The following is a 24,807-nucleotide window of genomic DNA, read 5'->3' on the forward strand; positions in this document are numbered from 1 at the left end:
ACGAAGCGCGACGGTCCGTACCGGACCGCTGCCGTTCGAATCGAGGCGCCGGCCCTTTTTGAAGATTCCTGATCCTTTGACCACTCACGCAGCACTCGTCAGTATCGACTTCGGCAAGATCGACTTCGACGCCAGCCTCGAAGAACTGGTCCTGCTGGCCAAAAGCGCGGGCGCGGATGCCGTCGTCACGCTGACCGGCAAACGTTCGAGCCCCGACCCGAAAATGTTCATCGGCAGCGGCAAAGCCGAAGAGCTTCGTCTCGCCGTCGAGGCGAACGGCGTCGAACTCGTCATCTTCAATCACGCACTGACGCCCGGCCAACAGCGCAATCTCGAAGGCGCGCTCAAATGCCGCGTCATCGACCGCACGAGCCTCATTCTCGATATCTTCGCGCAGCGCGCGCGCAGCCATGAAGGCAAGCTGCAGGTCGAACTCGCGCAGCTGACCTATCTCTCGACGCGCCTCGTGCGCGCGTGGACTCACCTTGAACGCCAGAAGGGCGGTATCGGTCTGCGCGGACCCGGTGAAACGCAGCTCGAAACCGACCGTCGCCTGATCGGCGAGCGCATCAAGCAACTCAAGCTTCGTCTCGACCGGCTGCGTCGCCAGCACGGCACGCAACGCCGTCAGCGCGAGCGGACCCAGGCCGTCTCGGTATCGCTCGTCGGCTACACGAACGCGGGCAAGTCGACGCTGTTCAACGCACTGACGAAAGCCAATGCGTACGCGGCCGACCAGTTGTTCGCGACGCTCGATACGACGTCGCGGCGCGTGTATCTCGGCGAGCAGGCCGGCAATATCGTGCTGTCCGACACGGTCGGCTTTATCCGCGAATTGCCTCACCAGCTCGTCGCGGCCTTCCGCGCGACGCTCGAGGAAACGGTCCATGCGGACCTGCTCGTGCATGTCGTCGACGCTTCGAGCCCCGTCAAGCTCGCGCAGATCGAGCAGGTCAACATCGTGCTGCGCGAGATCGGCGCGCTCGACGTGCCGCAGATTTTCGTCTGGAACAAGATCGACGCGGTGCCCGAACTCACAGGCCGCGGCGGCGAGGTCGAGCGGGACGAGTATGGTAAGATCAGCCGCGTTTTTTTGAGCGCGCGCGAAGGTCTCGGCCTCGATGCGCTGCGCGCTGCAATTACGGAGTGGATCTCTGAGTCGCAGGCGGATACGGATCCGAACGAGGCGCCTGATGCGCACGACCCGCGGCTCGCGGGCTTGACGCGCAACGATCCGGATCACCCCGACCATCACGAGCCGATCCACGAACACGGCGCCTGAGGCGTTCGGTGCTCGGCGGCGTCAGACGGAGACGAATGAAGACGCCGCGCGACACGTTCGATGCGATCGACGGTCTGAACGCACCCCTTTCGATTCGGGAAAACCGGCAGCTAATGTTGAACAACGAGCAACGCAACAGGTGGACGCGAGTGCCGGGCCGTCAGACGCGCCAGTCGACGGCCGTGTTCGCCATGAATGATCCGCGAGGCGGTCGCGACGGAGGCGGGCAGGGCCCGCGGGATCCCCAGGGCGGACCGCCCGATCTCGAGGAACTCTGGCGGGATTTCAACCGGCGTTTGTCGCGCGTCTTCGGACGTCGCGGCGGTGGCGGCAGTGCGCCGTCGCCTCGCCGTGGGCATACGGGACGCAATGCGTCGCTGATCGTCGTGGGTCTCGTGATCGCGGTCTGGCTCGGCAACGGCGTGTTCGTCGTGCCCGATGGACAGGCGGGGGTCGTCATGCGGTTCGGACAATTCCGGCACACGACGGCGGCCGGCGTCCAATGGCGCTTGCCCTATCCGATCGAGTCGGACGAAATCGTCAATGTCTCCCAAGTGCGCTCGGTCGATATCGGCCGCGCGAACGTCGTGCCGTCGACCGATATGAAGGACGCGTCGATGCTCACGCGCGACGGCGATATCGTCGACGTGCGCTTTACCGTGCAGTTCCGTATCAGCGATGCGCGCGCTTTCCTGTTCAACGACGTCGATCCCGAAACCGCGGTGACGCAGGCGGCGCAAGTCGCCGTGCGCGCAACGGTCGGCGGCCAGACGCTCGATGCGCTCGTCGGCGGCGCGCATGGCGAACTCGCGACCCAGCTCCAGGCGTCGATTCAGGCGAGCCTCGACCGCTACGAGGCCGGCATCGCGATCATCGGCGTGACCGTGCAGGGCGTGCAGGCGCCCGACCAGGTCCAGGCCGCCTACGCCGACGCGACCAAGGCGCAGTCGGACAGCGACAAGCTCAAGGCCGATGCGCGCGCGTATGCCGATTCGATTCTTCCGAAAGCGCGCCTCGACGCCGCAAGCGCGGTCCAGGCCGCCGGCGAGTACAGCGTGAACGTGGTCACCGAGGCGAAGGCGCAGACCCAACGCTTCGCGCAGGCGCTGGCCGACTATCAGAAGGCGCCGGCCGTCGTCCGCGAGCGCATGTATATCGATACGATGCAGGACATTTACACGCACGCGACGAAGGTGCTGGTCGATACGCATTCGGGCAATAGCACCGTGTATCTGCCGCTCGACAAGCTGCTCGCCGCGAACGGCGCGCCGACTAAGACGACCGGGGCGGCGGCCGGTGCGACGGTCGTTCCGCCCGCGTCGGGCGCGAACCCCGCGGCGCCGGGCGCCGATGCATCGGGCACGGGCGCGTCGGGATCCGATACGTCGGGCACCGGTGCTTCGTCCGGATCGGGTGCAGGCGCAGCCGAACCGGCTTCGGACAGCGCCGCCGCGGCCTCGGCCGCGACCGTGCCGCCGCCTGTCACCGTATCGCCCGCCGCGCCCGATACCGGCGCGTCGACCGAAGACCGCTCGCAGCTGTTCCGCAGCCGCGATGCGAGCAAAGATATTCGCTAGGGGCCCGCGATGAACCGTATCGTCGCATTGATTGTGGCGCTGATCGTGCTGCTGCTCGTCGGCTCGTCGACGCTGTACACCGTCGATCAGCGCAAATATGCCGTGATCGTCGCGGGCGGGCAGGTCGTGCAGGTCGTCGACACGCCGGGCCTGCATCTGAAGGCGCCGCCGCCGTTCCAGAGCGTCGTGCTGCTCGACCGGCGCGTTCAGTCGGTCGACAACCCCGATGGCGATCGTTTCGCGACGTCCGACAACAAGGTCGTGCTTGCCGACGTGCTCGTCAAATGGCGGATCGCCGATCCGCGCGCCTTCATGTCGGCGTTCGGCACCGATCTGTCGGTCGGACCCGAGAAGGTGGCCACGCAGGTGCGTGAAGGTTTGAATGCGGTCGTCGCACAGCACACGCTCGGCGATCTGATCGCGGATCAGCGCGACGCGACGCTCGACGCGGCGCGCGCGAAGGCGGCCGCCACGCTCGGTCCGCAAGGCGTCGAACTCGTCGACGTGCGTTTCGAGCGGCTCGATCTGCTTGCCGAGGAAAGCGGCGACGTCTACCGCAAGATGTCGGCGAGCGTGCAGGCGCGCGCGCAGCAGATTCGCGCCGAGGGGCTCGCGCAGGCCGAGACGATCCGGACCGAGGCCGAGGATCAACGCACGGCGATTCTCGCGGACGGCCAGGCGCAAGCGCAGACGATCAAGGGCAAGGGCGACGACGAAGCCGGCACGCTCTACGCGGACGCGTACGGCCGCGACCCGAAGTTCTATGCGTTCTATCGAAGCCTCGAGGCGTACCGCGCGAGCTTCGCCAATCCGCGCGACGTGATCGTCGTCGATCCGTCGAGCGCATTTTTCCGCTTCATGCGCGATCCCGCGGCGGCGCTGGGTGCAGCCGGCGATGCCGCGCCGAGCGTCGTGACGACGCGCGCCAAACATTGAACGAAGACGATCGTGAGCATGTTCGAGTCGCTGGGTGCGGCGTTCGCACTGATGCTGGTGCTTGAAGGCATTCTTCCGTTCGTCGCGCCGGATGCGTGGAGCAACACCTTCAAGAAGATTGCCCAAATGCCGTCGAACCGCATCCGGATCGGCGGGCTGATATCCATGGTCCTGGGGCTTATCCTGCTCCTCGTGATCCTGGGTTGAATGCGCGGACGGCGCGTTGCGCCGCCGGATCGCGTGAAGCCTTCGCGGTGACGAGGCCGCGGCGTCGCCCGGTTCGACGCGCGGCGCAAAACCTGAATCGAAGCGTGCCGAGCGGCGGTCCATGTGGGGCTGCGCGACGGCGCGCGAATTATCCGGACATCGTTCGCGCGGCGCACGCCGCGCGATGGTTTGAGGACCGTAAGTGAAATGACCACCCAGTTGTCTACCTGGCTGCTGCCTGAGAATATCGCCGACGTGCTGCCGTCCGAGGCGCGCAAGCTCGAAGAGCTGCGCCGCCGCGTGCTCGATCGGTTCCGGTGCTATGGCTATGAACTCGTGATGCCGCCGATGCTCGAGTATCTCGAGTCGCTGCTCACCGCATCGGGTTCCGATCTCGATCTGCGCACCTTCAAGCTCGTCGATCAGCTTTCGGGCCGCTCGATGGGGCTGCGCGCCGATATCACGCCGCAGGTCTCGCGGATCGATGCGCACCTGCTCAATCGGCAGGGCGTGACGCGCCTGTGCTACGCGGGCAGCGTGCTGCAGACGCGCCCGCGCGGCATGCACGCGACGCGCGAGCCCTACCAGATCGGCGCGGAAATCTATGGTCACGCGGGTCTCGAAGCCGATCTCGAAGTCCAGCAACTGATGCTCGACACGCTTGCGTTGATCGGCCTGACCGACGTGCGTCTCGATCTTTGCCATGCGGGCGTGCTCGGCGCTTTGCTCGCCGGTGTGCCCGACGCGCAGGCGCGCGAGTATCCGTTGTTCGCGGCGCTCGCGGGCAAGGACGTCTCGCTGCTGCGCGAGTTGACGGCCGACCTGCCCGAGGCCACGCGCGCCGCACTGCTGGCGTTGCCGACGCTCTACGGCGATGCGGCCGTCCTCGAACGCGCGCGTGCGACGCTGCCGTCGAGTCCGGCCGTCACGCGCGCGCTCGACGAGCTCGCGTTTCTCGCGGCGCAGGTCGAGGGTGTCGAGGTCAGTATCGATCTGGCCGATCTGCGCGGCTACCAGTATCACAGCGGCGTGATGTTCTCGGCGTACATCGACGGCGTGCCGAATGCCGTCGCGCGCGGGGGCCGCTACGACCATATCGGCGAAATCTATGGGCGCGCGCGCGCGGCGACGGGCTTTTCGCTCGATCTGCGCGAGGTCGGCCGGATTTCACCGATCGAAGCGCGCAGCAGCGCGATTCTCGCCCCGTGGACGCATGACGCCGCGGTGCGCGAACGTGTGGCGGCGCTGCGCGATGCGGGTGAAGTCGTGATCCAGGCCTTGCCCGGTCACGAACACACGGTCGACGAATTCGATTTCGATCGCGTGCTGGTCCAGCGCGACGGGACGTGGCGCGTCGAATCACGCTAGGCGCGCCGACGCGCGAACGAACAGGGCGGCATGCTCGCAGAGTGCGCAAAACGCAAAGCGCACCCACTCGCGGTTGAAATCGCGGAGCGCCGGTTCAACACAGGTAAAATACGTTTTTAACCCGCTTAATGAACAACATGTCTGGCAACGCAGTGAAAGAGGGACGCAATGTTGTCGTCGTCGGCACCCAATGGGGCGACGAAGGCAAGGGCAAGATCGTCGACTGGCTTACCGATCACGCCCAAGGCGTCGTCCGCTTCCAGGGTGGTCATAACGCCGGTCACACGCTGATCATCGGCGGCCGCAAGACGATCCTGCGGTTGATCCCGTCGGGCATCATGCGTGACGGCGTTCACTGCTATATCGGCAATGGCGTCGTGCTGTCGCCCGAAGCACTGTTCAAGGAAATCGGCGAGCTCGAGAGCGCGGGCCTCGATGTGCGCAGCCGCCTGCGGATTTCCGAAGCCACGACGCTGATCCTGCCGTATCACGTCGCGATCGACCAGGCGCGCGAGCGCCGCCGCGGCGCGGACAAGATCGGCACGACGGGCCGCGGCATCGGGCCCGCCTACGAAGACAAGGTCGGCCGCCGCGGTCTGCGCGTCCAGGATCTGTTCGACGCGAAGAGCTTCGCCGACCGCTTGCGCGAAAGCCTCGACTTCCATAATTTCGTGCTCACGCAGTACCTCGGCGCCGAAGCCGTCGACTTCCAGCAGACGCTCGACGCGATGCTCGGCTATGCCGAGCAGCTCAAGCCGATGGTCGGCGACGTCTCGGCGACGCTCTATGCCGAAAATCGCGCGGGCCGCAATCTGCTGTTCGAAGGCGCGCAAGGCACGCTGCTCGATATCGATCACGGCACCTATCCGTTCGTGACGAGCAGCAACTGCGTCGCGGGCGCGGCGACCGCGGGCGCGGGCGTCGGACCGCAACAACTGCATTACATCCTCGGGATCACGAAGGCGTACTGCACGCGCGTCGGCGCGGGCCCGTTCCCGAGCGAACTCTACGATGCCGACAACGCGGCGCGTCAGGATCCGGTCGGTCTTCGTCTCGCGACGGTCGGCAAGGAATTCGGCTCGGTCACGGGCCGTCCGCGCCGCACGGGCTGGCTCGATGCCGCCGCGCTCAAGCGCTCGCTGCAGATCAACGGCATCTCGGGCCTGTGCATGACCAAGCTCGATGTGCTCGACGGACTCGACGAAGTGCGTCTGTGCGTCGGCTACAAGGTCGACGGGCGCGATGTCGACATCCTGCCGCCGGGCGCCGTGTCGGTGTCGCGCTGCGAGCCGGTCTACGAGACGTTCCCGGGCTGGAGCGAAAGCACGGTCGGCGTCTGCGAATGGGACAAGCTGCCTGCCAACGCGCGCGCGTATCTCGAGCGCGTCGAGGAAGTCGCGGGCGTGCCGATCGACATGGTGTCGACCGGCCCCGATCGCGACGAGACGATCCTGCGTCGTCATCCGTTCAAGCACTGATCCGGGGCCTGCGCACATGTCTTTGCCGAAAAACGACGATCAGCATCTGTGGGTCAGCTGGGACGAGTATCACCAGCTCATCGAGCGCCTCGGGCTGGCGGTTCACGAATCGAAGTGGAAATTCGACAAGATTCTGTGTCTCGCGCGCGGCGGCCTGCGTGTCGGGGATCAGCTCTCGCGGATTTTCGACCTGCCGCTCGCGATCCTCGCGACGAGTTCGTATCGCGAAGCGGCCGGGACGCAACGCGGCGACCTCGACATCGCGCAGTACATCACGATGACGCGCGGCGAACTGCACGGCAACGTGCTGCTCGTCGACGATCTCGTGGATTCGGGTGTCACGCTCGCGCGTGTCCAGCAGCATCTGAAGGACCGGTATCCGGCCATCGAGTCGGTGCGCTCGGCGGTGCTCTGGTACAAGGCGTGCTCGTCTGTCAAGCCCGACTACTTCGTCCAGCATCTGCCGACGAACCCGTGGATTCACCAACCGTTCGAAGAATGGGATACGCTACGCCCGCATAACCTCGCGGCATGGCTGAAGCGCGGTAGCGCGGCAGGCCGTGCCTCGGGCGCGGACGCTTAGGTCTGAAAGCAGTCTCAATGCATCCAGAGCCGCTGCGCGCGGCGGCCGCGGCCTGAACGGTTCGAGACGAAAACGGTCAATCCGTTCTCGAGACGCCTGGCCCGGCTGACGCGCCGGTGTGCATCCCGATCGATTACAACGGTTGAGCAAGCGTTTTCATGAGCCACACCATCGACGTGCACTACCCGGTGCGCAAGCAAGGCCTGGCGCCACTGATGGCGGCCGCCATCGGCGTGGTCTTCGGCGACATCGGCACGAGCCCGCTGTACTCGCTCAAGGAAGCTTTCAGTCCGGCCCACGGTATCCCGCTCGGGCCCTCGACGATCCTCGGCGTGATCTCACTGCTGTTCTGGGCGATCATCGTCGTCGTGTCCCTTAAATACGTGATGTTCGTGATGCGCGCCGACAACAACGGCGAGGGCGGCATTCTCGCGTTGATGGCGATGGCCATCCGTCCGCTCGATCGCCGCGCGACCGTCGCACACGTGCTGATCGCGCTCGGCGTGTTCGGCGCGTGCATGTTCTATGGCGATGCCGTCATCACGCCTGCGATCTCGGTGATTTCCGCGGTCGAAGGCCTCGAAATCGCGGCGCCTCATCTGAGTCAGTACGTCGTGCCGATCACGATCGTGATCCTGATCTGCCTGTTCTACATTCAGCGGCACGGTACCGACTCGGTCGGCCGCTTGTTCGGGCCGATCATGATCACGTGGTTCGTCGTGCTCGCGATCATGGGCATTTCGCATATCTTCCGTGAGCCCCGCATCATCGCCGCGTTGAGCCCGTACTACGCGTACAAGTTCATGGAGACCCACGTGCTCCAGGCGTACGTCGTCATGGGTTCCGTGTTTCTCGTGCTCACGGGCGCCGAAGCGCTCTATGCGGATATGGGCCACTTCGGCGCGAAGCCGATCCGGTTCGCCTGGTACGGGCTCGTGATGCCGTCGCTCGTGCTCAACTACTTCGGACAGGGCGCGCTGCTGCTCGCCGATCCGAAGGCGATCGAAAACCCGTTTTTCCTGATGGCGCCCGATTGGGCCTTGCTGCCGCTCGTGATCCTGTCGACCGTCGCGACGGTCATCGCGTCGCAGGCCGTGATCTCGGGCGCGTTTTCGCTGACCTCGCAGGCGATCCAGCTCGGCTATGTGCCGCGCATGAAGATCACGCATACGTCGGCGCAGGCGATCGGTCAGATCTATATTCCGGTCGTCAACTGGATGCTGCTGTTCATCATCCTCTGCGTCGTCATGGGCTTCCGCTCGTCGGACAATCTGGCCGCCGCGTACGGGATCGCCGTCACGACGACGATGATCATCACGACCGTGCTCGTCGCCTATGCGATGTCGGGCGTCTGGCGCTGGCGCAAGGCGTTCATCGTGCCGATCATCTCGCTCTTCCTGATCGTCGATCTCGCGTTTTTCGGCTCGAATCTGCTCAAGGTCGCCGAAGGCGGCTGGTTGCCGCTGACGATCGGCGCGATTCTGTTCTTCCTGCTCACGACCTGGGCCAAGGGACGCCATATCGTCAAGGAACGCACGGCGGCCGACGGTATCCCGCTCGAACCGTTCCTCGAAAGCCTGCTCGCGCACCCGCCGCATCGCGTTTCGGGCACGGCGATCTATCTGTCGGGCAGCGATACGCTCGTGCCCGTGAGCCTGCTGCACAACCTCAAGCACAACAAGGTGCTGCACGAGGTCACGGTCTTCATGAACTTCCAGACGCTCGACGTCCCGTATGTCGACGACGCCGACCGCCTCGAAACGCGCGATCTGACCTGCGGCGTCTATGCGGTCAAGGCGCGCTTCGGGTTCAACGAGACGCCCGATGTCCATTCGATCCTGCGCATGATCGAGGACCGGCACGACATCTCGTTCGAGCTCATGGATACGTCGTTCTTCGTCGCGCGCGAAACGGTCGTGCCGACGAAGTTGCCCGGCATGTCGGTCTGGCGCGAACGGATCTTCGCGTGGATGCACCAGAACGCCGCGAAGCCGACCGACTTCTTCAGCATTCCGGCAAACCGCGTCGTCGAGCTCGGCACGAAGATCGAGATCTGACGACGGGCGACAGGCAAGGGCGGCCGATCCCGGCGCGTCCTTGCGCGCGACGCGCGCGGCTCGATCGCATCGCGCGCGTACCGCTCGCGCCGCCTCCGATGCGGCGCGCGAACACACAAGACAAGCAGGAGACACCATGTCCACCTCGACCCCGGCTCACGTGGCGGCGCCGCGTGATCAGGCGAGCCGCGCACGCATCGTTTTCGCGAGCTTCATCGGTACCGCGATCGAGTTCTACGATTTCTACGTCTATGCGACGGCAGCCGCGCTCGTGATCGGGCCGGTCTTCTTCCCGCACAGCTCGCCGGCCGCGCAGGCGCTCTCGGCCTTCGTGACGTTCGGCATCGCGTTTATCGCGCGTCCGATCGGCGCGTTCGTGTTCGGGCATTTCGGCGACCGTATCGGGCGCAAGGCGACGCTCGTCGCATCGCTGCTCGTCATGGGCGGCTCGACGACGCTGATCGGATGCGTGCCCGGCTACGACACGATCGGCGATCTCGCGCCCGTGCTGCTCTGCGTGCTGCGCTTCGGCCAAGGCATCGGTCTCGGCGGCGAGTGGGGCGGCGCGGCCTTGCTCGCGACCGAACATGCGCCCGAAGGCAAGCGCGGCTGGTTCGGCATGTTTCCGCAGTTGGGCCCGTCGATCGGCTTTCTCGCGTCGAACGGCCTGTTCTTCGGTCTTGCGCTGAGCCTCTCGGATGCGCAATTCCGGAGCTGGGGCTGGCGCGTGCCGTTCCTCGTCAGCGCGGTGCTCGTCGTGCTCGGGCTCTATGTGCGGCTCAAGATCGCGGAAACGCCCGCGTTCCGCGCGGCGATCGAGCGGCACGAACGCGTCAAGGCGCCGATCGCGCAATTGCTGCGGCGGCATGCGTGGCCGATGGTCCAGGGCGCGCTCGCGATGGTCGTCTGCTACACGCTGTTCTATATCTCGACGGTGTTTTCGCTGTCGTACGGCGTGGGCACGCTCCATATGAGCCGCCAGAGTTTTCTCGGACTCCTGTGTATCGCGGTCGTGTTCATGGCGCTCGCGACGCCGATCTCGGCACTGGCGAGCGACCGGTTCGGGCGGCGGCCCGTGCTGATGGTCGGGTGTATCGCGGCGTTCGCATCGGGCTTCGCGATGCTGCCTTTGCTCGGCAGCGGCGATCCCGTGCGCGTCGCGCTGTTCCTGACGATCGAGTTGTTTTTGATGGGAGCGACATTCGCGCCGATGGGCGCCTTGTTGCCCGAGCTGTTTCCGACGAACGTCCGCTATAGCGGAGCCGGCGTCGCGTATAACCTCGGCGGCATTCTCGGCGCGTCGGTCGCGCCGTATATCGCACAGCTGCTCGCGAATCGCGGCGGCTTGAGCTGGGTCGGGGGCTATGTGTCGGTCGCCGCGCTGATCAGCCTGCTCGGCGTCGTCACGATGCGCGAGACGCGCGACGACGATCTCGAACGGATCCGGTAGAGGGGCATCGAGCGGGGGCGAGCGCGTCGGCGCGCTGCCGGACCGAGGGGCCGGCCGGCGCGACGTGCGAAGCCGAGGCATCGCGTGTGTCGAATGCCTCGGCTGGCCTCAATGTCTCGCGTCGAGGCGCCGATTGATGGGCGCCTATCGTTCGACGTGGATCGCTCGACGTTTAGCGCTTGACGTTTATCGCTTGAGCTTCGCGAACGCGGCGGCCATCGCGCCCTGCGTCTCGGTCTCGCGCTGACGCGGGGCGTTCGCGCGCGGTGCACCGCCGCGCGCGCCGCCGTTGCCGGCGCCGCCTTGCGCCGCAGCGCCCGCGCCGCGGCCGCCATTCGCGACGACTTCATCGCTCAGACGCATCGTCAACGCAATCCGCTGGCGCTTGACGTCGACTTCGAGCACCTTGACCTGCACGACCTGACCCGCCTTGACGACTTCGTGCGGGTCCTTGATAAAGCGGTTCGACATCGCCGAGACGTGGACGAGCCCGTCCTGATGAACGCCGATATCGACGAACGCGCCGAACGCGGCCACGTTCGTGACGACGCCTTCGAGCAGCATGCCGGGTTCGAGATCGGCGATCTTCTCGACGCCGTCGCGGAACGTGGCCGTCTTGAACTCGGGACGCGGGTCGCGGCCCGGCTTTTCGAGTTCCGAGAGGATGTCGCGCACGGTCGGCAAGCCGAACCGTTCATCGACGAACTCCGACGCCGACAGCCCCTTGAGCACGTCGCGATTGCCGATCAGCGCCGCGACGTCCTTCTTGACCTTCGACACGATCCGCTCGACGACCGGGTAAGCCTCGGGGTGCACCGACGAACGGTCGAGCGGATTGTCGCCGTTGTTGATGCGCAGGAAGCCCGCGGCCTGTTCGAATGTCTTGTCGCCGAGCCGGGGCACCTTCTTCAGATGCTCGCGGTTCGCGAACGCGCCGTGCGCATCGCGATAGTCGACGATATTGCGCGCGAGCGTCGCGTTGAGTCCCGACACGCGCGAGAGCAGCGCGACCGACGCCGTGTTGAGATCGACGCCGACCGCGTTCACGCAGTCTTCGACGACGGCGTCGAGCGAGCGCGCGAGTTCGCGCTGATTGACGTCGTGCTGATACTGGCCGACCCCGATCGCCTTCGGCTCGATCTTGACGAGTTCGGCGAGCGGATCCTGGAGACGGCGTGCGATCGACACCGCGCCGCGCAGCGTCACATCGAGGTCCGGGAACTCCTTCGCGGCAAGCTCCGAGGCCGAGTAGACCGACGCGCCGGCTTCGGATACGACGATTTTCTGGAGCTTGAGCTCCGGATGTTTCGCGATCAGTTCGCTCGCGAGCTTGTCGGTTTCACGCGATGCCGTGCCGTTGCCGATGCTGATGAGCTCGGCCTGCGTCGCGAGCGCCATGCGCGCGAGCTTCGCGATCGAGCCGTCCCAGTCGCGGCGCGGCTCGTGCGGGAAGATGGCATCGGTCGCGAGCACCTTGCCCGTGCGATCGACGGTCGCGACCTTGACGCCCGTGCGCAGGCCCGGATCGAGTCCGATGACGGCCTTGGGGCCGGCGGGCGCGGCGAGCAGCAGGTCCTTCAGATTGCGCGCGAACACGTGAATCGCCTCGGATTCGGCGGTTTCGCGCAACTGCGTGAGCAGGTCGTTCTCGAGGTGCGGCTGGACCTTCACGCGCCAGCACCAGCGGCAGACGTCGCCGAGCCACTTGTCGGCCGCGCGGCCTTGCTGGCGGATGCCGGCGTGCGAGGCGATGCGGAGTTCGCCCGGATGCGGCGTCTGCGTGTCGAGCGCTTCGCCGAGGCCGAGCTTGACGAGCACGACGCCCGCATTGCGGCCGCGGAACAAGGCGAGCGCGCGATGCGACGGAATCGTGCGGATCGGTTCCTCGTAGTCGTAGTAGTCGCGGAATTTCTCGCCTTCCTCGAGTTCCTTGCCCTCGACGACCTTCGACGTCACGACGCCTTCGTTCCAGAGCCATTCGCGCAGCTTGCCGAGCAGCTCGGCCGTCTCGCCGAATTGTTCGGACAGGATGTCGCGCGCGCCGTCGAGCGCGGCCTTCGTATCGGCGACGCCTTTCTCGGCATCGACGAATTTCGCGGCTTCGCTTTGCGGGTCGAGGGTCGGATCGGCGAGCAGCGCCTGCGCGAGCGGTTCGAGACCGGCCTCGCGCGCGATCTGCGCGCGCGTGCGCCGCTTGGGTTTGTAGGGCAGGTAGAGGTCTTCGAGCGTCTGTTTGCTGTCCGCGGCGCTGATCGCCTCGGCGAGCGCGTCGGTCAGTTTGCCTTGTTCGTGGATGCTCTGGAGGATCGCGGCGCGGCGTTCTTCGAGTTCGCGCAGATAAATCAGGCGTTCCTCGAGCGTGCGGAGCTGCGTGTCGTCGAGGTCGCCGGTGACTTCCTTGCGGTAGCGGGCAATAAACGGCACCGTTGCGCCTTCGTCGAGCAGTTCGACGGTGGCCGCAACCTGACGCGGCTGCACCGCGAGTTCGGTGGCGATGCGCTGGACGATCTTGAGAGCTACGTTTTCCGGCATGGTGCTGACTTCGAGTGACGGGAGCCGAGGATTTTGCCACAACGCGCGCGGCGTTCCGCAGGCATGCGTCCGATTCGCGAGCGGACGCGGGCGCGCGACACGCAATGCTAGAATTTGCCCCATGCTCAATCGAACGCTCCATCGAACGCTTCATCGGACGACTTCCCGGCCTGTCCGCGTAATCGCCGCCGTATGGCTGCTCTGTGCCGGCGCGCTGGCCCATGCCGACGACGATGCGGCGTCCAAGCCCGTTGTCGCGCAACCCTATGTGCCCGCGAGCGGTGCGCGAACGTCGGACCCGAATGACACGCAAGCGCGTCAGGACCGTCTGAACGGGCTGACCGACGACCTCAATTACCGCTACGCGGTCGAGCAGCACAATTGCTACAGCACGTTCTTCGTCAATCACTGCCTCGACAAGGCGCGTGACGCGATGCGCGAGGAACGCGCGGCGATCCGCTCGCAGCAGCTCGCGCTCGACGACGAGATCCGCGCGCAGCGCGCCGCCCAGCGTAATCAGAACGCGGCGATCAAGGCCGCGCAGAACCAGGCCGATGCGCCGCAGCGCGCGGTCAACGAGCAGGCCAATCAGAAGCAGTACGACGAGAAGCAGCGGCAGGCGGTGCTCGACAAGGCACAGCGCGACGCCGCGGCGTCGGATCGCGCCGCGAACGCACCGAGTGATGCCGAGCATGACGCGGAGATGCAGCGCAAGCTCGACGCCGCGCGTCAGCAGGGCGCGCTCGATGCGCAGCAGCGCGCGTCCAACGAGGCGAGCTATCGCCAGAAGCAGGCCGACTACCAGACGAAGCTCAAACAGGCGCACGACAATGCGGCGGCCGATGCGCAGCAGCGCGCCGACAATGCCCAGAAATTCGCCGACAAGCAGCAGGCCGCGGCGCAGCACAAGGCCGACGTCGAGCAGCGCCAGAAAACCGCGGCCGACAAACAGAAGCAGCAGGAAGAGCAGGACCGTCAGCAGCAAGAGCAGAATCAGCAGCAACAGCAGAACCCGCAGAAATAGTCGCGCTCGCGCGTGTTTCGCGATCGCGATGCAACGAGCGTCCAACAGGAGGCGAGCATGCATATCACGCCCACGATCGACGAAAGCGCGGTGCGCGCGCGGATCGCCGAACTGGAGGCCGAGCACCATGGCCTGAACGGATTGATCGCGAAGCTCGCAGACATTCCCGGCGTCAACGACTTCGAGCTTCAGCGGCTCAAGAAGCGCAAGCTCAAGGTCAAGGATACGATCCTCCTGCTCAAGCTCCAGATCGACCACGAGCGCGGTGCGTAGCTCGAACGCGGCGTTCGATGCCGAGCGCCGCGCCCGGGCGTGAATGCCGCGCGACATACCCGCGTGCCGGATCGCGACAGGCGACCGGCGGCGCCTGTTTTTCCGAATCCGTTTGACGTTTTGAATTCACCGTCCGAAGTCCGTTCTTCCATGTCCGAGCCCCATCCCGATCCACGCGCATCCGACCCGCACGCGCCCGAGCTGCACGCCGACGAGCGTCATCTCGCCATTCCCGCGGCCAATGACGCGGGTGTCGCGGGCGCGCACGGCAAGGTCGTCGCGCTCGGCGAGACGGCGTCGCACGACGCCGCGGAGCCCGGCGATGCCGGGCACGCGTCGCCCGCCTTGCCCAAAGGGCCGACGAGTCGCGTGAGCGGCCTCGCATCGGCCGTGCTCGGTCAGCTTCAGCCCGCGCACGAGGCCGAACTCGAACGGATCTTCTCGGATACGGGACTGCTTGCGCGGCGCATCGACGGCTATCGCGTGCGCGCGTCGCAACTCGAAATGGCGCGTGCGGTCGCGGCCGCGATGGAGGCGAGCAGTCAGGCGCAGGCGCGCGCCGGACTCGGCGATCTCGAACGGCCCGCGCGTGCGCTCGATGCGGCCGATGCGCGGACGCCGCGTCGTGACGACCGCGGCGAACGGGCCGATCACGCCGACGCGCGGGCCAAGCCGCGCGACGGCGCGTCGGACGACGCGATCTCGATCGAAGACGGCGGCAACACGCTGATCGTCGAGGCCGGCACGGGGACCGGTAAAACGTACGCGTATCTCGTGCCCGCGATGCTCTGGGGCGGCAAGGTCATCGTCTCGACCGGCACCAAGCATTTGCAGGACCAGTTGTTCCAGCGCGATATCCCGACCGTGCGCGACACGCTCGTCGTGCCGGTTTCGGTCGCGATGCTCAAAGGGCGCGCGAACTACCTCTGCCACTACTATTTGCAGCGCGCGACCGATAACGGACGGCTGCCGTCGCGCCAGGACGCCGCGCATCTGCAGGAGATCGTCCGCTTCTCGCGCGTCACGCGCACGGGCGACAAGGCCGAGCTCGCGAGCGTGCCCGAGACGTCGCCGGTCTGGGGCATGGTGACCTCGACGCGCGACAACTGTCTTGGGCAGGAGTGTCCGCAATATAAGGACTGCTTCGTCATGAAGGCGCGCAAGGAAGCGCAGCAGGCCGATATCGTCGTCGTCAATCACCATCTGTTCTTCGCGGACATCATGCTGCGCGATACCGGCATGGCCGAGCTGCTGCCGACCGCGAACACCGTGATCTTCGACGAAGCGCATCAATTGCCCGAGACCGCGACGCTGTTTTTCGGCGATACCTTGTCGACGACGCAATTTCTCGAACTCGCGCGCGATTGCGTGGCCGAGGGCCTCAAGCATGCGCGCGACGCGACCGACTGGGTGACGCTCGGCGCCGCGCTCGAACGCGCGACACGCGATGTGCGGCTCGTGTTCGGTCCCGAGATCGCGCGCATGTCGATCGCGCAGCTCGGCGACGTGCATCCGTTGTTCGACGCGCTCGAACACGTCCGCGACGAACTCGACGCGTTGTCGCGCGCGCTCGGCGGCGCGTCCGAGCGCGCGGAGTCGATCGCGAACTGCCTGCGCCGCGCGCGTGAATTGCGCGAGACGCTCGATGGCTGGATCGATCTGCCTGACGATGCGACGGCACAGGCCGCGCAGGCGCGCGCCGAGCGAGATGCGCGTGACGATCGGCCGTCGCGGGCGCCCGAGGCGGGCAAGCCGGCGAGCGCCGATCCGAACGAAAAGGTCCGCTGGGTCGAAGTGTTTTCGCACACCGTGCAATTGCACGAGACGCCGTTGTCGGTCGCGCCGATCTTCGCGAAGCAGCGTGCCGGCACGCCGCGCGCGTGGATCTTCACGTCGGCGACGCTGTCGGTCAAGGGCGACTTCAATCACTATGCGGCGCAGATGGGACTCAGCGCCAAGCGTTCGATGACGTTGCCGAGTCCGTTCGATTACGACGAGCAGGGGCTGCTGTATGTCCCGCGCGATATGCCGCAGCCGCAATCGCCGGCGTTCACGGATGCGGTTTTCAACGCCGCGCTGCCCGCGATCGAATCGGCGCGCGGCGGTACGTTCGTGCTCTGCACGACGCTGCGGGCCGTCGATCGGATGGCGTCGAAGCTGCGCGACGTCTGCGCCGCGCGCGGTTGGGACTATCCGGTGCTCGTGCAGGGCGATGCGAGCCGCACGGAACTGCTCGACCGTTTTCGCGCGCACGGCAATGCGATCCTGATCGGCAGTCAGAGCTTCTGGGAGGGCGTCGACGTGCGCGGCGATGCCTTGCGGCTCGTCGTCATCGACAAGCTGCCGTTCGCGCCGCCCGATGATCCCGTGCTCGCCGCACGGCTCGATGCGTTGACGAAGAAAGGGCTGAGCCCGTTCGCGGTCCACCAGTTGCCGCAGGCCGTCATCACGCTCAAGCAGGGCGCGGGGCGTTTGATTCGCGCCGAGACCGATCGCGGCGTGCTCATGATCTGCGATTCGCGCATCGTCGACAAACCGTACGGCCGTCGGATCTGGCAGAGCCTGCCGCCGTTCAAGCGCACGCGCGACGTCGAAATGGTCCACGCGTTTTTCGACGAACATCGCCAGCGCTGATCCGAGCGTTGCGGCGATGCGCGGATACGCGCCGATCGATATGCGCTCGCGCGCGTCCTTCGCTCAGGGCTTGACCGTGTAACGCAGCATGCGGTCGCGCGAGGATTGAAGCAGGCGCGTCATCGCGGCGGCCGCGGCGTCGGCCTGACGCGAGACGATGTGATGCCGGACCGCGTCGTGGAGCGCGAGATCCTCGCTCGGTTCGGCGGCCTGGCGTTGCATCATCTCCGACGACACGCGCAGCGCGGCCTTGATCGCGTTGCCGATCGTGATGAACATCCCGTTTTGCGAGACCGCGATGATCGCGAGATGAAACTCGAGATTCGCGTCCGCGGCCGCGCGGATATCGTAGGTACCGCGCTCGGCGCTTTGCGTATACGCCGTCGCAAGCTCGCGGTAGCGCCGCTCGATGTGTTCGAACGCTTCGTCGCTGCCGTGCCGCGCGGCGAGAAAACTCGCGCGCGGCTCGAAGCAGATGCGCATTTCGAAGATGTCCTCGACGATCTTCGAGTCGAACTGCGCGTGGAGCCGCCACGCGAGCACGTCGCGATCGAGCAGGTTCCAGTCCGAGAAGGGCAGCACGCGCGTGCCGATCTTCGGCGTGACCTCGATGAGCCGTTTGCTCGCGAGCTGTTTGATCGCTTCGCGAATCGTCGTGCGGCTCACGCCATAGGCTGCGCAGAGTTCGCTTTCGACGGGCAGCACATCGCCCGGGGCGAACTCGCCCGAGACGATGCGCATGCCGACAATCTTGGCAACCTGTGCCGTCATGGTGCCGACGATCGGTTCCCGCTCAAACATCACGCCCCCTTCGTAGACGTCTTGCACGGCGTGCGGCGCCGGGCTATCGCGCGGTCGTCACGATCACGTTCCACGAACCCGGCTTGAACACCGCGCGGATCCGTTCTCCGTCGACCGATACGTTCGTGTTGGCCGACGGCGCCACCGTCAGCGGCGCATCGACCGTGTTGACCGCCTTCATATTCGTATGATGCAGCTCGATCGCGTGATCCAGCGTACGCGTCGTACCCAGGCCGCGCAGCTCGATGTCGAGCGTCATTTCATCGGTCAGATGCCGGTTCAGCGCGAAGATCGTCGTGGTGCCGCTCGCACGATCGTCGACGACCGCGGCGCACAGATACGGGATCTCCGGGAACGTCTCGGCTTCGTACGACGGCGACTCGATGATCGGCTGGAGCACGCGGCCGTGACCGAACTTCGACGCTTGCGAGAACGGGTAGAAGATCGTCTGGCGCCATGCCTTGCCGCCGGGTTCGGTCATGATCGGCCCGATCACGTTGACGAGCTGCGCGAGGCAGGCCGTCTTCACGCGATCCGCGTTATTCATCATCGTGATCAGCGCGCCGCCGACGACGAGTGCATCCTCGTGGTTATAGACCTCTTCGATGAGCCGCGGCGCCTCGGGCCAGCCGGGCTTGCGCAGATCGTTGATCGAGCGAGCCTTATACCATACGTTCCATTCGTCGAACGACAGCATGATGCGCTTGGACGAATGCTTGCGCGCCGCGACGCTGTCGGCGACGGCCACGATCTCCTTGATGAAGAGATTCATGATTTCGATGTTGCCGAAGAATTCCGCGGTCGAATCCTTGCGGTTTTCGAAATACGTGTGCAGCGAGATGAAATCGACCTGTTCGAAGCAATGATCGAGCACGCGGTCTTCCCATGCGCCGTAGGTGGCCATGTCGTGCGTCGACGAGCCGCACGCGGCGAGCTGGATCGTCGGGTCGACCATGCGCATGAGCTTCGCGGTTTCGAGCGCGGCGCGGCCGTATTCGTCGGCCGTCTTGCGGCAGATCTGCCAGGGACCGTCCATCTCGTTGCCCAGACACCAGAACTTGATGTCGTGCGGCTTTTCATAGCCGTGTTCGCGACGCAGATCGGACAGCGCGGTGCCGCTCGGGTGATTGCAATACTCGATGAAATGGCGCGCATGGTCGGGACCGCGCGTGCCGAGGTTGACGCCGTACATCGGTTCGATGCCGAGTTCGCGGCACCAGTCGATGAATTCGTTCGTGCCGAACTGGTTCGTCTCGGTCGAATACCAGGCGAGATCGAGCCGGCGCGGACGCTTGTCGCGCGGACCGACGCCGTCTTCCCAGTTGTAGCCCGACAGGAAGTTGCCGCCCGGGTAGCGCACGATCGTCGGGCCGAGTTCGCGCGTGAGTTCCATGACGTCCTTGCGATATCCGCGCGCGTCGGCGTCCGGGTGATCCGGCTCATAGATGCCGGTGTAGACACATCGGCCCATATGTTCGACAAACGTGCCGAAAACGCGTCGGTCAAGGTCCCCAACGACAAAGTCGCGATCGACGACGAGGCGGGTGGCAATCATGTTCTGGTCCTGTGGCGGAAAAAAGTGCGTGCCGCTGCGGTACGGCACGGCGAGTCACGCGCACGGCGAATTCCGGCGCGTCGATGAAGGGTGTCGGAGGCGTCGCGAGCCGCATCGCGCGACGCCCGTGCAACGTCGGAGGTCGTCGGAGGGGCCGACGGCGTGCCGCGTGGCTCATGCGTGCGGCAGGCACGCCGTCGTGCGTCCGATTACTTCGCGAGCAGCTTGTTGGTCCGGTCCTCGGCGTCCTTCTGGACGTCGGCGAGCGGCTTGCCTGTCGACAGCATGTTGCTGATTTCTTCGCCGACGATCTGCTGAATCGCGAACTGGCGCGGCACCGTGTTCGGCAGCGAGTAGCCGGTCGACGAGATTTCCTTGATGTCCGAACGATGCGGCAGCGCGTTGAATGCGGCGCTGTCGATGATCGACTGACGTGCGGGCAGGTGACCCGTGCGTGCCCAGTCGCCATCGTGGTCGTAGAGGAACTTCAGGAACACGAGCGCGGCATGACGCGTCTTCTCGTCCTTGGCGCCGCCCTTGAGCATGATCCACGAGTGACCGTCGGCCCAGACCGCCTTCTTCTGGAACAGGTTCGGGAACGGCACGACTTCATAGCCGTCGTTCGCGAGCGTCGAGTCGGGCTTCTTCGCGAGGTTCGTGAAGTCTTCGATGACCCACGTACCGCACATGAGCACGCCCGCCTTGCCGTTCTCGAATGCCTGGTTCGCCGCGCCGTAGTCGAGTCCGGGCGTGATGTCGCCGGCCTTCATGAGCTTGTCGTAGAGCGACAGCGCATTGGTCGCCGCCGGGCTATGCATGTCGATCTTCGTCGGGCCGCTCGGGAACAGCGTGCCGTTCTGCTGATAGACCCACGTATCGAACGAACGCGTTTGCGCGGCGGCTTCGTTGGCGATCGGCACCGTGAAGTAGGGCAGTCCCGTCTTGTCCTTGAACTGCTTGGCCTGCGCGAGCAGTTCGTCGGGCGTCTTCGGCAGGATCGGCTTGCCGTTCGCGTCGACGAGACCCGCCTTCTTGAACAGGTTCACGTTGATGTGCCAGAGCCACGAGTGCGTATCGAACGGCAGCGCATAGGTCTTGTCGCCGAACGTGACGCCGCGATGCGCGTGGCCCGTGAAGTCGTTCTTGTCGATGCCGACCGACTTGAAGCCGTCGTCGAGCGGTTCGACGAGATTGCGCTTCACGTAGTCGCCGAGCACGGCCTCGTGCATGACCGAAATCGTCGGCACGTCGTGGCTCAGAATGCGCGCATCGATCTGGGTGTAGTACGGACCCCATTCGATGATCTGCGGCTTGACGACGATGTCTTCCTTGTTCGTCGCGTTGAACTGGTTCACGAGCGTCGTGATGATCCCGCATTCGCCGGATGCCTTGCTCACGTCGTTGACGTTGCCGTATTCGGCATCGCACGCGCCGAAGAAACGCGACAGCGTGATTTCCGTCTTCGCGGACGCGGGCGTCGCCAGCGTGGCGGCCAGACTCAACGCGGCTACCGAAAGCAGGCCGCGGGACAGCGATCTCTTCATGTCTATCTCCTGTTGGATACTCGTTGGACCGCATCGCCTCCAAGGTCGCGCGGTGTCCTGGTTATGCTTGAAGCGATCAATCGCTTTCTTGTTGCGAGGGTGTTGCGATGCACGACATGTGAAACAAAATCGGTATGGGCTCGATTCTTCGTCGTGTCGGTCAAAATGTACGTATGTCTATTACATATTGACCGACACGTTCGACAACTGCGGCATGACGTCGGCGATCGCTCGAAGAGCGGATCAGCGGACCGTGGTGCCCGCGACGGCGGCCACGATGTACTTCTGGAAGAACAGATACAGCACGAAGATCGGAAATCCGGCGAAGATCGCCTGGGCCATCAGATAGCCGATGCCTTCGGACTGCGCGAAATTGCCCTGCGTCGACGCGAGCCCGATCGTCAGCGTGTACATCTCAGGCTTCGAGGCGGACACGAGCGGCCACAGGTAATCGTTCCATGCGCCGAGGAACGTGAAGATCGCGAGCGTCGCCTGCGCGGGCATCGACAGCGGCAGCACGATGCGCCAGAACACCTTGAAACGCGACGCGTTGTCGAGCAGCGCCGCTTCCTCGATGTCGACGGGCACGGCCTTGAAGTACTGCGTCATCAGATAGACGCCGAACGGCGAAGCGAGCTTCGGCATGATCAGCGCGCCATACGTGTTGTGCCAGTCGAGGTCCGCGAAGATATGGTGGAGCGGAATCACGAGCGCCTGGTCGGGCACGGCGAGGCCGCACAGGCAGATCACGTACAGATAGCGCTTGCCCGGAAACTCGGTCCGCGCGAATCCGTATCCCGCGAGCGAGGCGATCACGAGCGTGAGGATCGTCTGGCCGAGCGAGACGATCACGCTGTTGAGCAGCCAGCCGCCGACCGCCGACGTATGGATGATGTTCGTGTAGTTCTGCAGCGTGAACGGCGGCGAGAACAGGACGTCGGTGTGTTGCTCGAGAAATACATTGGGCTTGAACGACAGGCAGAACACCCAGATGAGCGGGGCGATCCAGATCAGCGCGAACAGCACGACCGCGCCGAGCATGAGGCGGTCGCCAAGGCGTCCCGCGAGCGAGCCGCGCGGACGGGTTTCGATTGCGAGCGTGCTCATGCGGATTCCTTCTTGCGGAGAAGCCAGGCTTGTACGACGACACCGATCAGCATGAACGCGAACAGGACTTGCGCGGCCGCTGCGGAATAGCCGAACGTCCATTGACGGAAGCCGGTCTCGTAGATGAACTGGACCAGCGGCCGCGTCGAATTGTTCGGACCGCCGTCGGTCAGCAACTGGGCCTGACCGAACAACTGAAACTGGAACACGGCTTCGATGACGGCCACGAGCGCAACGGTTCGCCAGATCGACGGGAGCGTGATCTTCGTGAACGTGCGCCACCGGGTCGCGTTATCGAGCGCGGCGGCCTCGTAAAGCTCCTGCGGAATTTGCTGGAGCGCCGCGAGGAACAGCATCATCGGCAGACCGGCAATCCACCAGACCGTGACGACCGCGATCGTCGGCAGCGCGGTGGCTTCGTGCAGCAGCGGCACGTATTCGGGAATGCCCATCGCGTGGCTGACGTCGGCGAGCAAACCGTGGCCCGGCATCAGCACGAGCTTCCAGACGAGCGTGACGATCGTGACCGACAGCACCGACGATCCGAAGAAGATCGCGCGCAACGCGGCGCCGAAGCGGCCCGGACGATTGAGCACGAGCGCGAGCGCGAGTCCGATCACGACGAACACGGGCACCGTGAGAATCACGAAATAGAACGTGTTGCGTACGGCGCCGCGAAAGATCGGATCGAAGACGAGATCGAGATAGTTCTTGATGCCGATGAATTCGCTCGTGCCCGCGAGCAGATCGACGTTCTGCAGGCTCAGCCACCACCCGAGTCCGAGCGGCACGATGAGCAGCAGCACGTAGACGATCACGAACGGCACGACGAACAAGGTGTTCGTCCAGCGCGAATTCGGATTGCGATGACGGCGCTTGCGGGCCTTGGGCGTATCGATCGCGAGTGAACGGTCAGACGCCATGATGGGCCTTGCCTGCTTCGTCGAACAGATGGAGATGGGCCGCATCGAGACTCATGCGCACGCGTGCGCCGACTTCGAGTTCGAGATCGCGCGGTACTTCGGCGACGAGCAGCGGAAGGTTCGGCAGGCTCACGTGCGCGAGCGAGCGGTCGCCCAGGCGTTCGATGACTTCGGCGCGGCCTTCGAGCGGACCCGACGCGTCGAGGATCACGTGCTCGGCGCGCACGCCGAGCGTGAGCTTGCCGGCGGGCAGGCTCGATGCGGCGACGGCCGTCGGGATCTTGATCTGCGCGCCGGGCAGCGCGACGACGAGCCGGCCGCCTTGATCGCCCGCGCGTTCGACGTCGATGAAGTTCATCGCGGGCGCGCCGATGAAGCCTGCGACGAAGCGCGTCGCGGGGCGCTTGTAGATCTCGAGCGGGGCGCCGATCTGCTCGATGCGGCCGCGATTCATGACGACGATGCGCGTGGCGAGCGTCATCGCTTCGATCTGATCGTGCGTGACGAACACCATCGTCGAGTTCAGGCGCTGATGGATCCGCGCGAGCTCGACACGCGTGCGTGTGCGCAGCGCGGCGTCGAGATTCGACAACGGTTCGTCGAACAGGAACGCTTCAGGTTCCTTGACGACCGCGCGGCCGATCGCGACGCGCTGACGCTGGCCGCCCGAGAGCTGCGACGGACGGCGCTGCAGCAGCGCATCGAGTTCGAGCATGCGGGCCGCTTCCTTGATCCGGCGATCGATGTCGTCCGACACGACGCCCGAGTTGCGCAGGCCGAACGCCATATTGTCGTAGACGGTCATGTGCGGGTAGAGCGCATAGTGCTGGAACACCATGGCCACGCCGCGCTTGCCCGGCGGAAGGTCGTTGACCTCGCGGTCGCCGATCGTGATCTGGCCGTCGCTGACGGACTCGAGTCCCGCGATCATGCGCAGGAGCGTCGATTTGCCGCAGCCCGACGGGCCGAGGAAGACGAGGAATTCGCCTTCGTGGATATCGAGGTCGAGACCTGTGATGACTTCCGTCTCGCCATACCGTTTTGTTACGCCGTTGAGCCGAATACCGGTCAAGGTGCCTCCTCTGGACATGTCTCGAACTGCTGTTTTTGACTGCTTTGATATGATGAAAACATCGTATCAACGGGGTTTTCGGCGTGTCCAATCTCACTTTTGGTATGGATTGATCCGGATTTTGAGCGCCCGGTTCACGCAAAATCGGCGCGCGGCGAGACTGGATGGGGCTCGCGCGGCATTGGCGCGCGACGGTTCGTGCAGGCCCTGGCGGGGATCGGTGTATACACCGATGCATGCAGGCATGGCCGCAAACGACGGTCCGGCGAGGGTGTGTCACCGATGTGTAACGGTCGGAATTACGTATCGGCGCGGGTTGCGTATCGTGGCCGCTAAGCCGCTAAGCCGCTAAGCCGCTAAGCCGCTAAGCCGCTAAGGCGCAAAGGCGCAAAGGCGCAAAGGCG

Annotated in this window: 18 protein-coding genes and 1 pseudogene; 12 read left to right on the forward strand and 7 right to left on the reverse strand. The window is 65.2% G+C overall.

The window, feature by feature from the left end; all coding sequences use genetic code 11:
- Positions 1 to 76: 76 nt before the first annotated feature.
- The 9 genes and pseudogenes from hflX to D7S86_RS13170 all read left to right on the forward strand — a co-directional run.
- Positions 77 to 1,147, forward strand: a pseudogene (hflX, locus tag D7S86_RS13130) (GTPase HflX); the annotation flags it as partial.
- A 248-nt stretch (positions 1,148 to 1,395) separates the two neighbouring features.
- Entirely contained in the window at positions 1,396 to 2,859 is a 1,464-nt protein-coding gene (hflK, locus tag D7S86_RS13135) for an FtsH protease activity modulator HflK (RefSeq protein ID WP_121087559.1), read from the forward strand.
- 9 nt (positions 2,860 to 2,868) lie between these two features.
- Complete coding sequence (gene hflC, locus D7S86_RS13140; RefSeq protein WP_121087146.1) at positions 2,869 to 3,795, forward strand: protease modulator HflC; 927 nt, start codon at positions 2,869 to 2,871, stop codon at positions 3,793 to 3,795.
- A gap of 18 nt (positions 3,796 to 3,813) precedes the next feature.
- Positions 3,814 to 4,002, forward strand: coding sequence for a DUF2065 domain-containing protein (locus tag D7S86_RS13145; protein WP_420813239.1), 189 nt, complete (start codon positions 3,814 to 3,816; stop codon positions 4,000 to 4,002).
- Positions 4,003 to 4,221: 219 nt separating this feature from the next.
- Positions 4,222 to 5,370 carry an ATP phosphoribosyltransferase regulatory subunit gene (locus D7S86_RS13150; protein ID WP_121087560.1) on the forward strand — a complete coding sequence of 383 codons (1,149 nt, stop codon included), beginning with the start codon at positions 4,222 to 4,224 and terminating at the stop codon, positions 5,368 to 5,370.
- Positions 5,371 to 5,507: 137 nt separating this feature from the next.
- Positions 5,508 to 6,848, forward strand: a complete 1,341-nt coding sequence (locus tag D7S86_RS13155; protein ID WP_121087561.1) for an adenylosuccinate synthase — start codon at positions 5,508 to 5,510, stop codon at positions 6,846 to 6,848.
- A 16-nt stretch (positions 6,849 to 6,864) separates the two neighbouring features.
- The gene (locus D7S86_RS13160) at positions 6,865 to 7,431 is read left to right on the forward strand and encodes a phosphoribosyltransferase (protein ID WP_121087150.1); all 567 of its coding nucleotides are present in this window, start codon (positions 6,865 to 6,867) and stop codon (positions 7,429 to 7,431) included.
- Positions 7,432 to 7,589: 158 nt separating this feature from the next.
- Positions 7,590 to 9,488: a potassium transporter Kup gene (locus tag D7S86_RS13165; protein WP_166444124.1), complete on the forward strand. Its 1,899-nt coding sequence runs from the start codon at positions 7,590 to 7,592 to the stop codon at positions 9,486 to 9,488.
- A 136-nt stretch (positions 9,489 to 9,624) separates the two neighbouring features.
- The gene (locus D7S86_RS13170; RefSeq protein WP_121087152.1) at positions 9,625 to 10,938 is read left to right on the forward strand and encodes an MFS transporter; all 1,314 of its coding nucleotides are present in this window, start codon (positions 9,625 to 9,627) and stop codon (positions 10,936 to 10,938) included.
- 186 nt (positions 10,939 to 11,124) lie between these two features.
- Here D7S86_RS13170 and D7S86_RS13175 read toward each other — a convergent pair whose 3' ends face one another.
- Complete coding sequence (locus D7S86_RS13175) at positions 11,125 to 13,470, reverse strand: Tex family protein (protein WP_121087563.1); 2,346 nt, start codon at positions 13,468 to 13,470, stop codon at positions 11,125 to 11,127.
- Between the two features lie 121 nt (positions 13,471 to 13,591).
- On the opposite strand from D7S86_RS13175, the gene D7S86_RS13180 reads away from it, so the two are divergent.
- The 3 genes from D7S86_RS13180 (at position 13,592) to D7S86_RS13190 (ending at position 17,401) form a co-directional block, all read left to right on the forward strand.
- Positions 13,592 to 14,494 carry a colicin transporter gene (locus D7S86_RS13180; protein WP_240648128.1) on the forward strand — a complete coding sequence of 301 codons (903 nt, stop codon included), beginning with the start codon at positions 13,592 to 13,594 and terminating at the stop codon, positions 14,492 to 14,494.
- A 57-nt stretch (positions 14,495 to 14,551) separates the two neighbouring features.
- Entirely contained in the window at positions 14,552 to 14,767 is a 216-nt protein-coding gene (locus tag D7S86_RS13185) for a DUF465 domain-containing protein (RefSeq protein ID WP_121087565.1), read from the forward strand.
- Between the two features lie 150 nt (positions 14,768 to 14,917).
- The gene (locus D7S86_RS13190; protein WP_121087154.1) at positions 14,918 to 17,401 is read left to right on the forward strand and encodes a DNA repair helicase YoaA; all 2,484 of its coding nucleotides are present in this window, start codon (positions 14,918 to 14,920) and stop codon (positions 17,399 to 17,401) included.
- A gap of 63 nt (positions 17,402 to 17,464) precedes the next feature.
- Here the strand turns inward: D7S86_RS13190 and D7S86_RS13195 are convergent, their stop codons facing one another.
- The 6 genes from D7S86_RS13195 to D7S86_RS13220 form a co-directional block, all read right to left on the reverse strand.
- Positions 17,465 to 18,202 (reverse strand): FadR/GntR family transcriptional regulator, encoded by a 738-nt coding sequence (locus tag D7S86_RS13195; RefSeq protein WP_121087566.1) that lies wholly within the window; start codon positions 18,200 to 18,202, stop codon positions 17,465 to 17,467.
- Between the two features lie 43 nt (positions 18,203 to 18,245).
- On the reverse strand, positions 18,246 to 19,757 hold the full coding sequence (gene arfA, locus D7S86_RS13200) for an arabinosylfuranosidase ArfA (RefSeq protein WP_121087567.1): 1,512 nt from the start codon (positions 19,755 to 19,757) through the stop codon (positions 18,246 to 18,248).
- A 209-nt stretch (positions 19,758 to 19,966) separates the two neighbouring features.
- Positions 19,967 to 21,301: an extracellular solute-binding protein gene (locus D7S86_RS13205; protein WP_121087155.1), complete on the reverse strand. Its 1,335-nt coding sequence runs from the start codon at positions 21,299 to 21,301 to the stop codon at positions 19,967 to 19,969.
- Between the two features lie 243 nt (positions 21,302 to 21,544).
- Positions 21,545 to 22,408, reverse strand: coding sequence for a carbohydrate ABC transporter permease (locus D7S86_RS13210; protein WP_121087157.1), 864 nt, complete (start codon positions 22,406 to 22,408; stop codon positions 21,545 to 21,547).
- The gene (locus tag D7S86_RS13215; RefSeq protein WP_121087159.1) at positions 22,405 to 23,331 is read right to left on the reverse strand and encodes a carbohydrate ABC transporter permease; all 927 of its coding nucleotides are present in this window, start codon (positions 23,329 to 23,331) and stop codon (positions 22,405 to 22,407) included. Before D7S86_RS13215 ends, D7S86_RS13210 begins: the two co-directional genes overlap by 4 nt.
- Positions 23,321 to 24,403 (reverse strand): ABC transporter ATP-binding protein, encoded by a 1,083-nt coding sequence (locus tag D7S86_RS13220; RefSeq protein WP_166444128.1) that lies wholly within the window; start codon positions 24,401 to 24,403, stop codon positions 23,321 to 23,323. The genes D7S86_RS13215 and D7S86_RS13220 overlap by 11 nt, the downstream gene beginning before the upstream one ends.
- Between the last annotated feature and the right edge of the window lie 404 nt (positions 24,404 to 24,807).

Origin of the sequence: Pararobbsia silviterrae (genome assembly GCF_003628125.1) — a bacterium.
Classification (GTDB): domain Bacteria; phylum Pseudomonadota; class Gammaproteobacteria; order Burkholderiales; family Burkholderiaceae; genus Pararobbsia; species Pararobbsia silviterrae.

Coding starts and splice junctions, on each gene's coding strand:
- D7S86_RS13205 (WP_121087155.1), bottom strand. CDS start 21,301: ATGAAGAGATCGCTGTCCCGCGGCCTGCTTTCGGTAGCCGCGTTGAGT.
- hflK (WP_121087559.1), top strand. CDS start 1,396: ATGTTGAACAACGAGCAACGCAACAGGTGGACGCGAGTGCCGGGCCGT.
- D7S86_RS13155 (WP_121087561.1), top strand. CDS start 5,508: ATGTCTGGCAACGCAGTGAAAGAGGGACGCAATGTTGTCGTCGTCGGC.
- D7S86_RS13195 (WP_121087566.1), bottom strand. CDS start 18,202: ATGTTTGAGCGGGAACCGATCGTCGGCACCATGACGGCACAGGTTGCC.
- D7S86_RS13165 (WP_166444124.1), top strand. CDS start 7,590: ATGAGCCACACCATCGACGTGCACTACCCGGTGCGCAAGCAAGGCCTG.
- D7S86_RS13210 (WP_121087157.1), bottom strand. CDS start 22,408: ATGAGCACGCTCGCAATCGAAACCCGTCCGCGCGGCTCGCTCGCGGGA.
- D7S86_RS13145 (WP_420813239.1), top strand. CDS start 3,814: ATGTTCGAGTCGCTGGGTGCGGCGTTCGCACTGATGCTGGTGCTTGAA.
- D7S86_RS13170 (WP_121087152.1), top strand. CDS start 9,625: ATGTCCACCTCGACCCCGGCTCACGTGGCGGCGCCGCGTGATCAGGCG.
- D7S86_RS13160 (WP_121087150.1), top strand. CDS start 6,865: ATGTCTTTGCCGAAAAACGACGATCAGCATCTGTGGGTCAGCTGGGAC.
- D7S86_RS13180 (WP_240648128.1), top strand. CDS start 13,592: ATGCTCAATCGAACGCTCCATCGAACGCTTCATCGGACGACTTCCCGG.
- hflC (WP_121087146.1), top strand. CDS start 2,869: ATGAACCGTATCGTCGCATTGATTGTGGCGCTGATCGTGCTGCTGCTC.
- D7S86_RS13190 (WP_121087154.1), top strand. CDS start 14,918: ATGTCCGAGCCCCATCCCGATCCACGCGCATCCGACCCGCACGCGCCC.
- D7S86_RS13215 (WP_121087159.1), bottom strand. CDS start 23,331: ATGGCGTCTGACCGTTCACTCGCGATCGATACGCCCAAGGCCCGCAAG.
- D7S86_RS13185 (WP_121087565.1), top strand. CDS start 14,552: ATGCATATCACGCCCACGATCGACGAAAGCGCGGTGCGCGCGCGGATC.
- D7S86_RS13175 (WP_121087563.1), bottom strand. CDS start 13,470: ATGCCGGAAAACGTAGCTCTCAAGATCGTCCAGCGCATCGCCACCGAA.
- arfA (WP_121087567.1), bottom strand. CDS start 19,757: ATGATTGCCACCCGCCTCGTCGTCGATCGCGACTTTGTCGTTGGGGAC.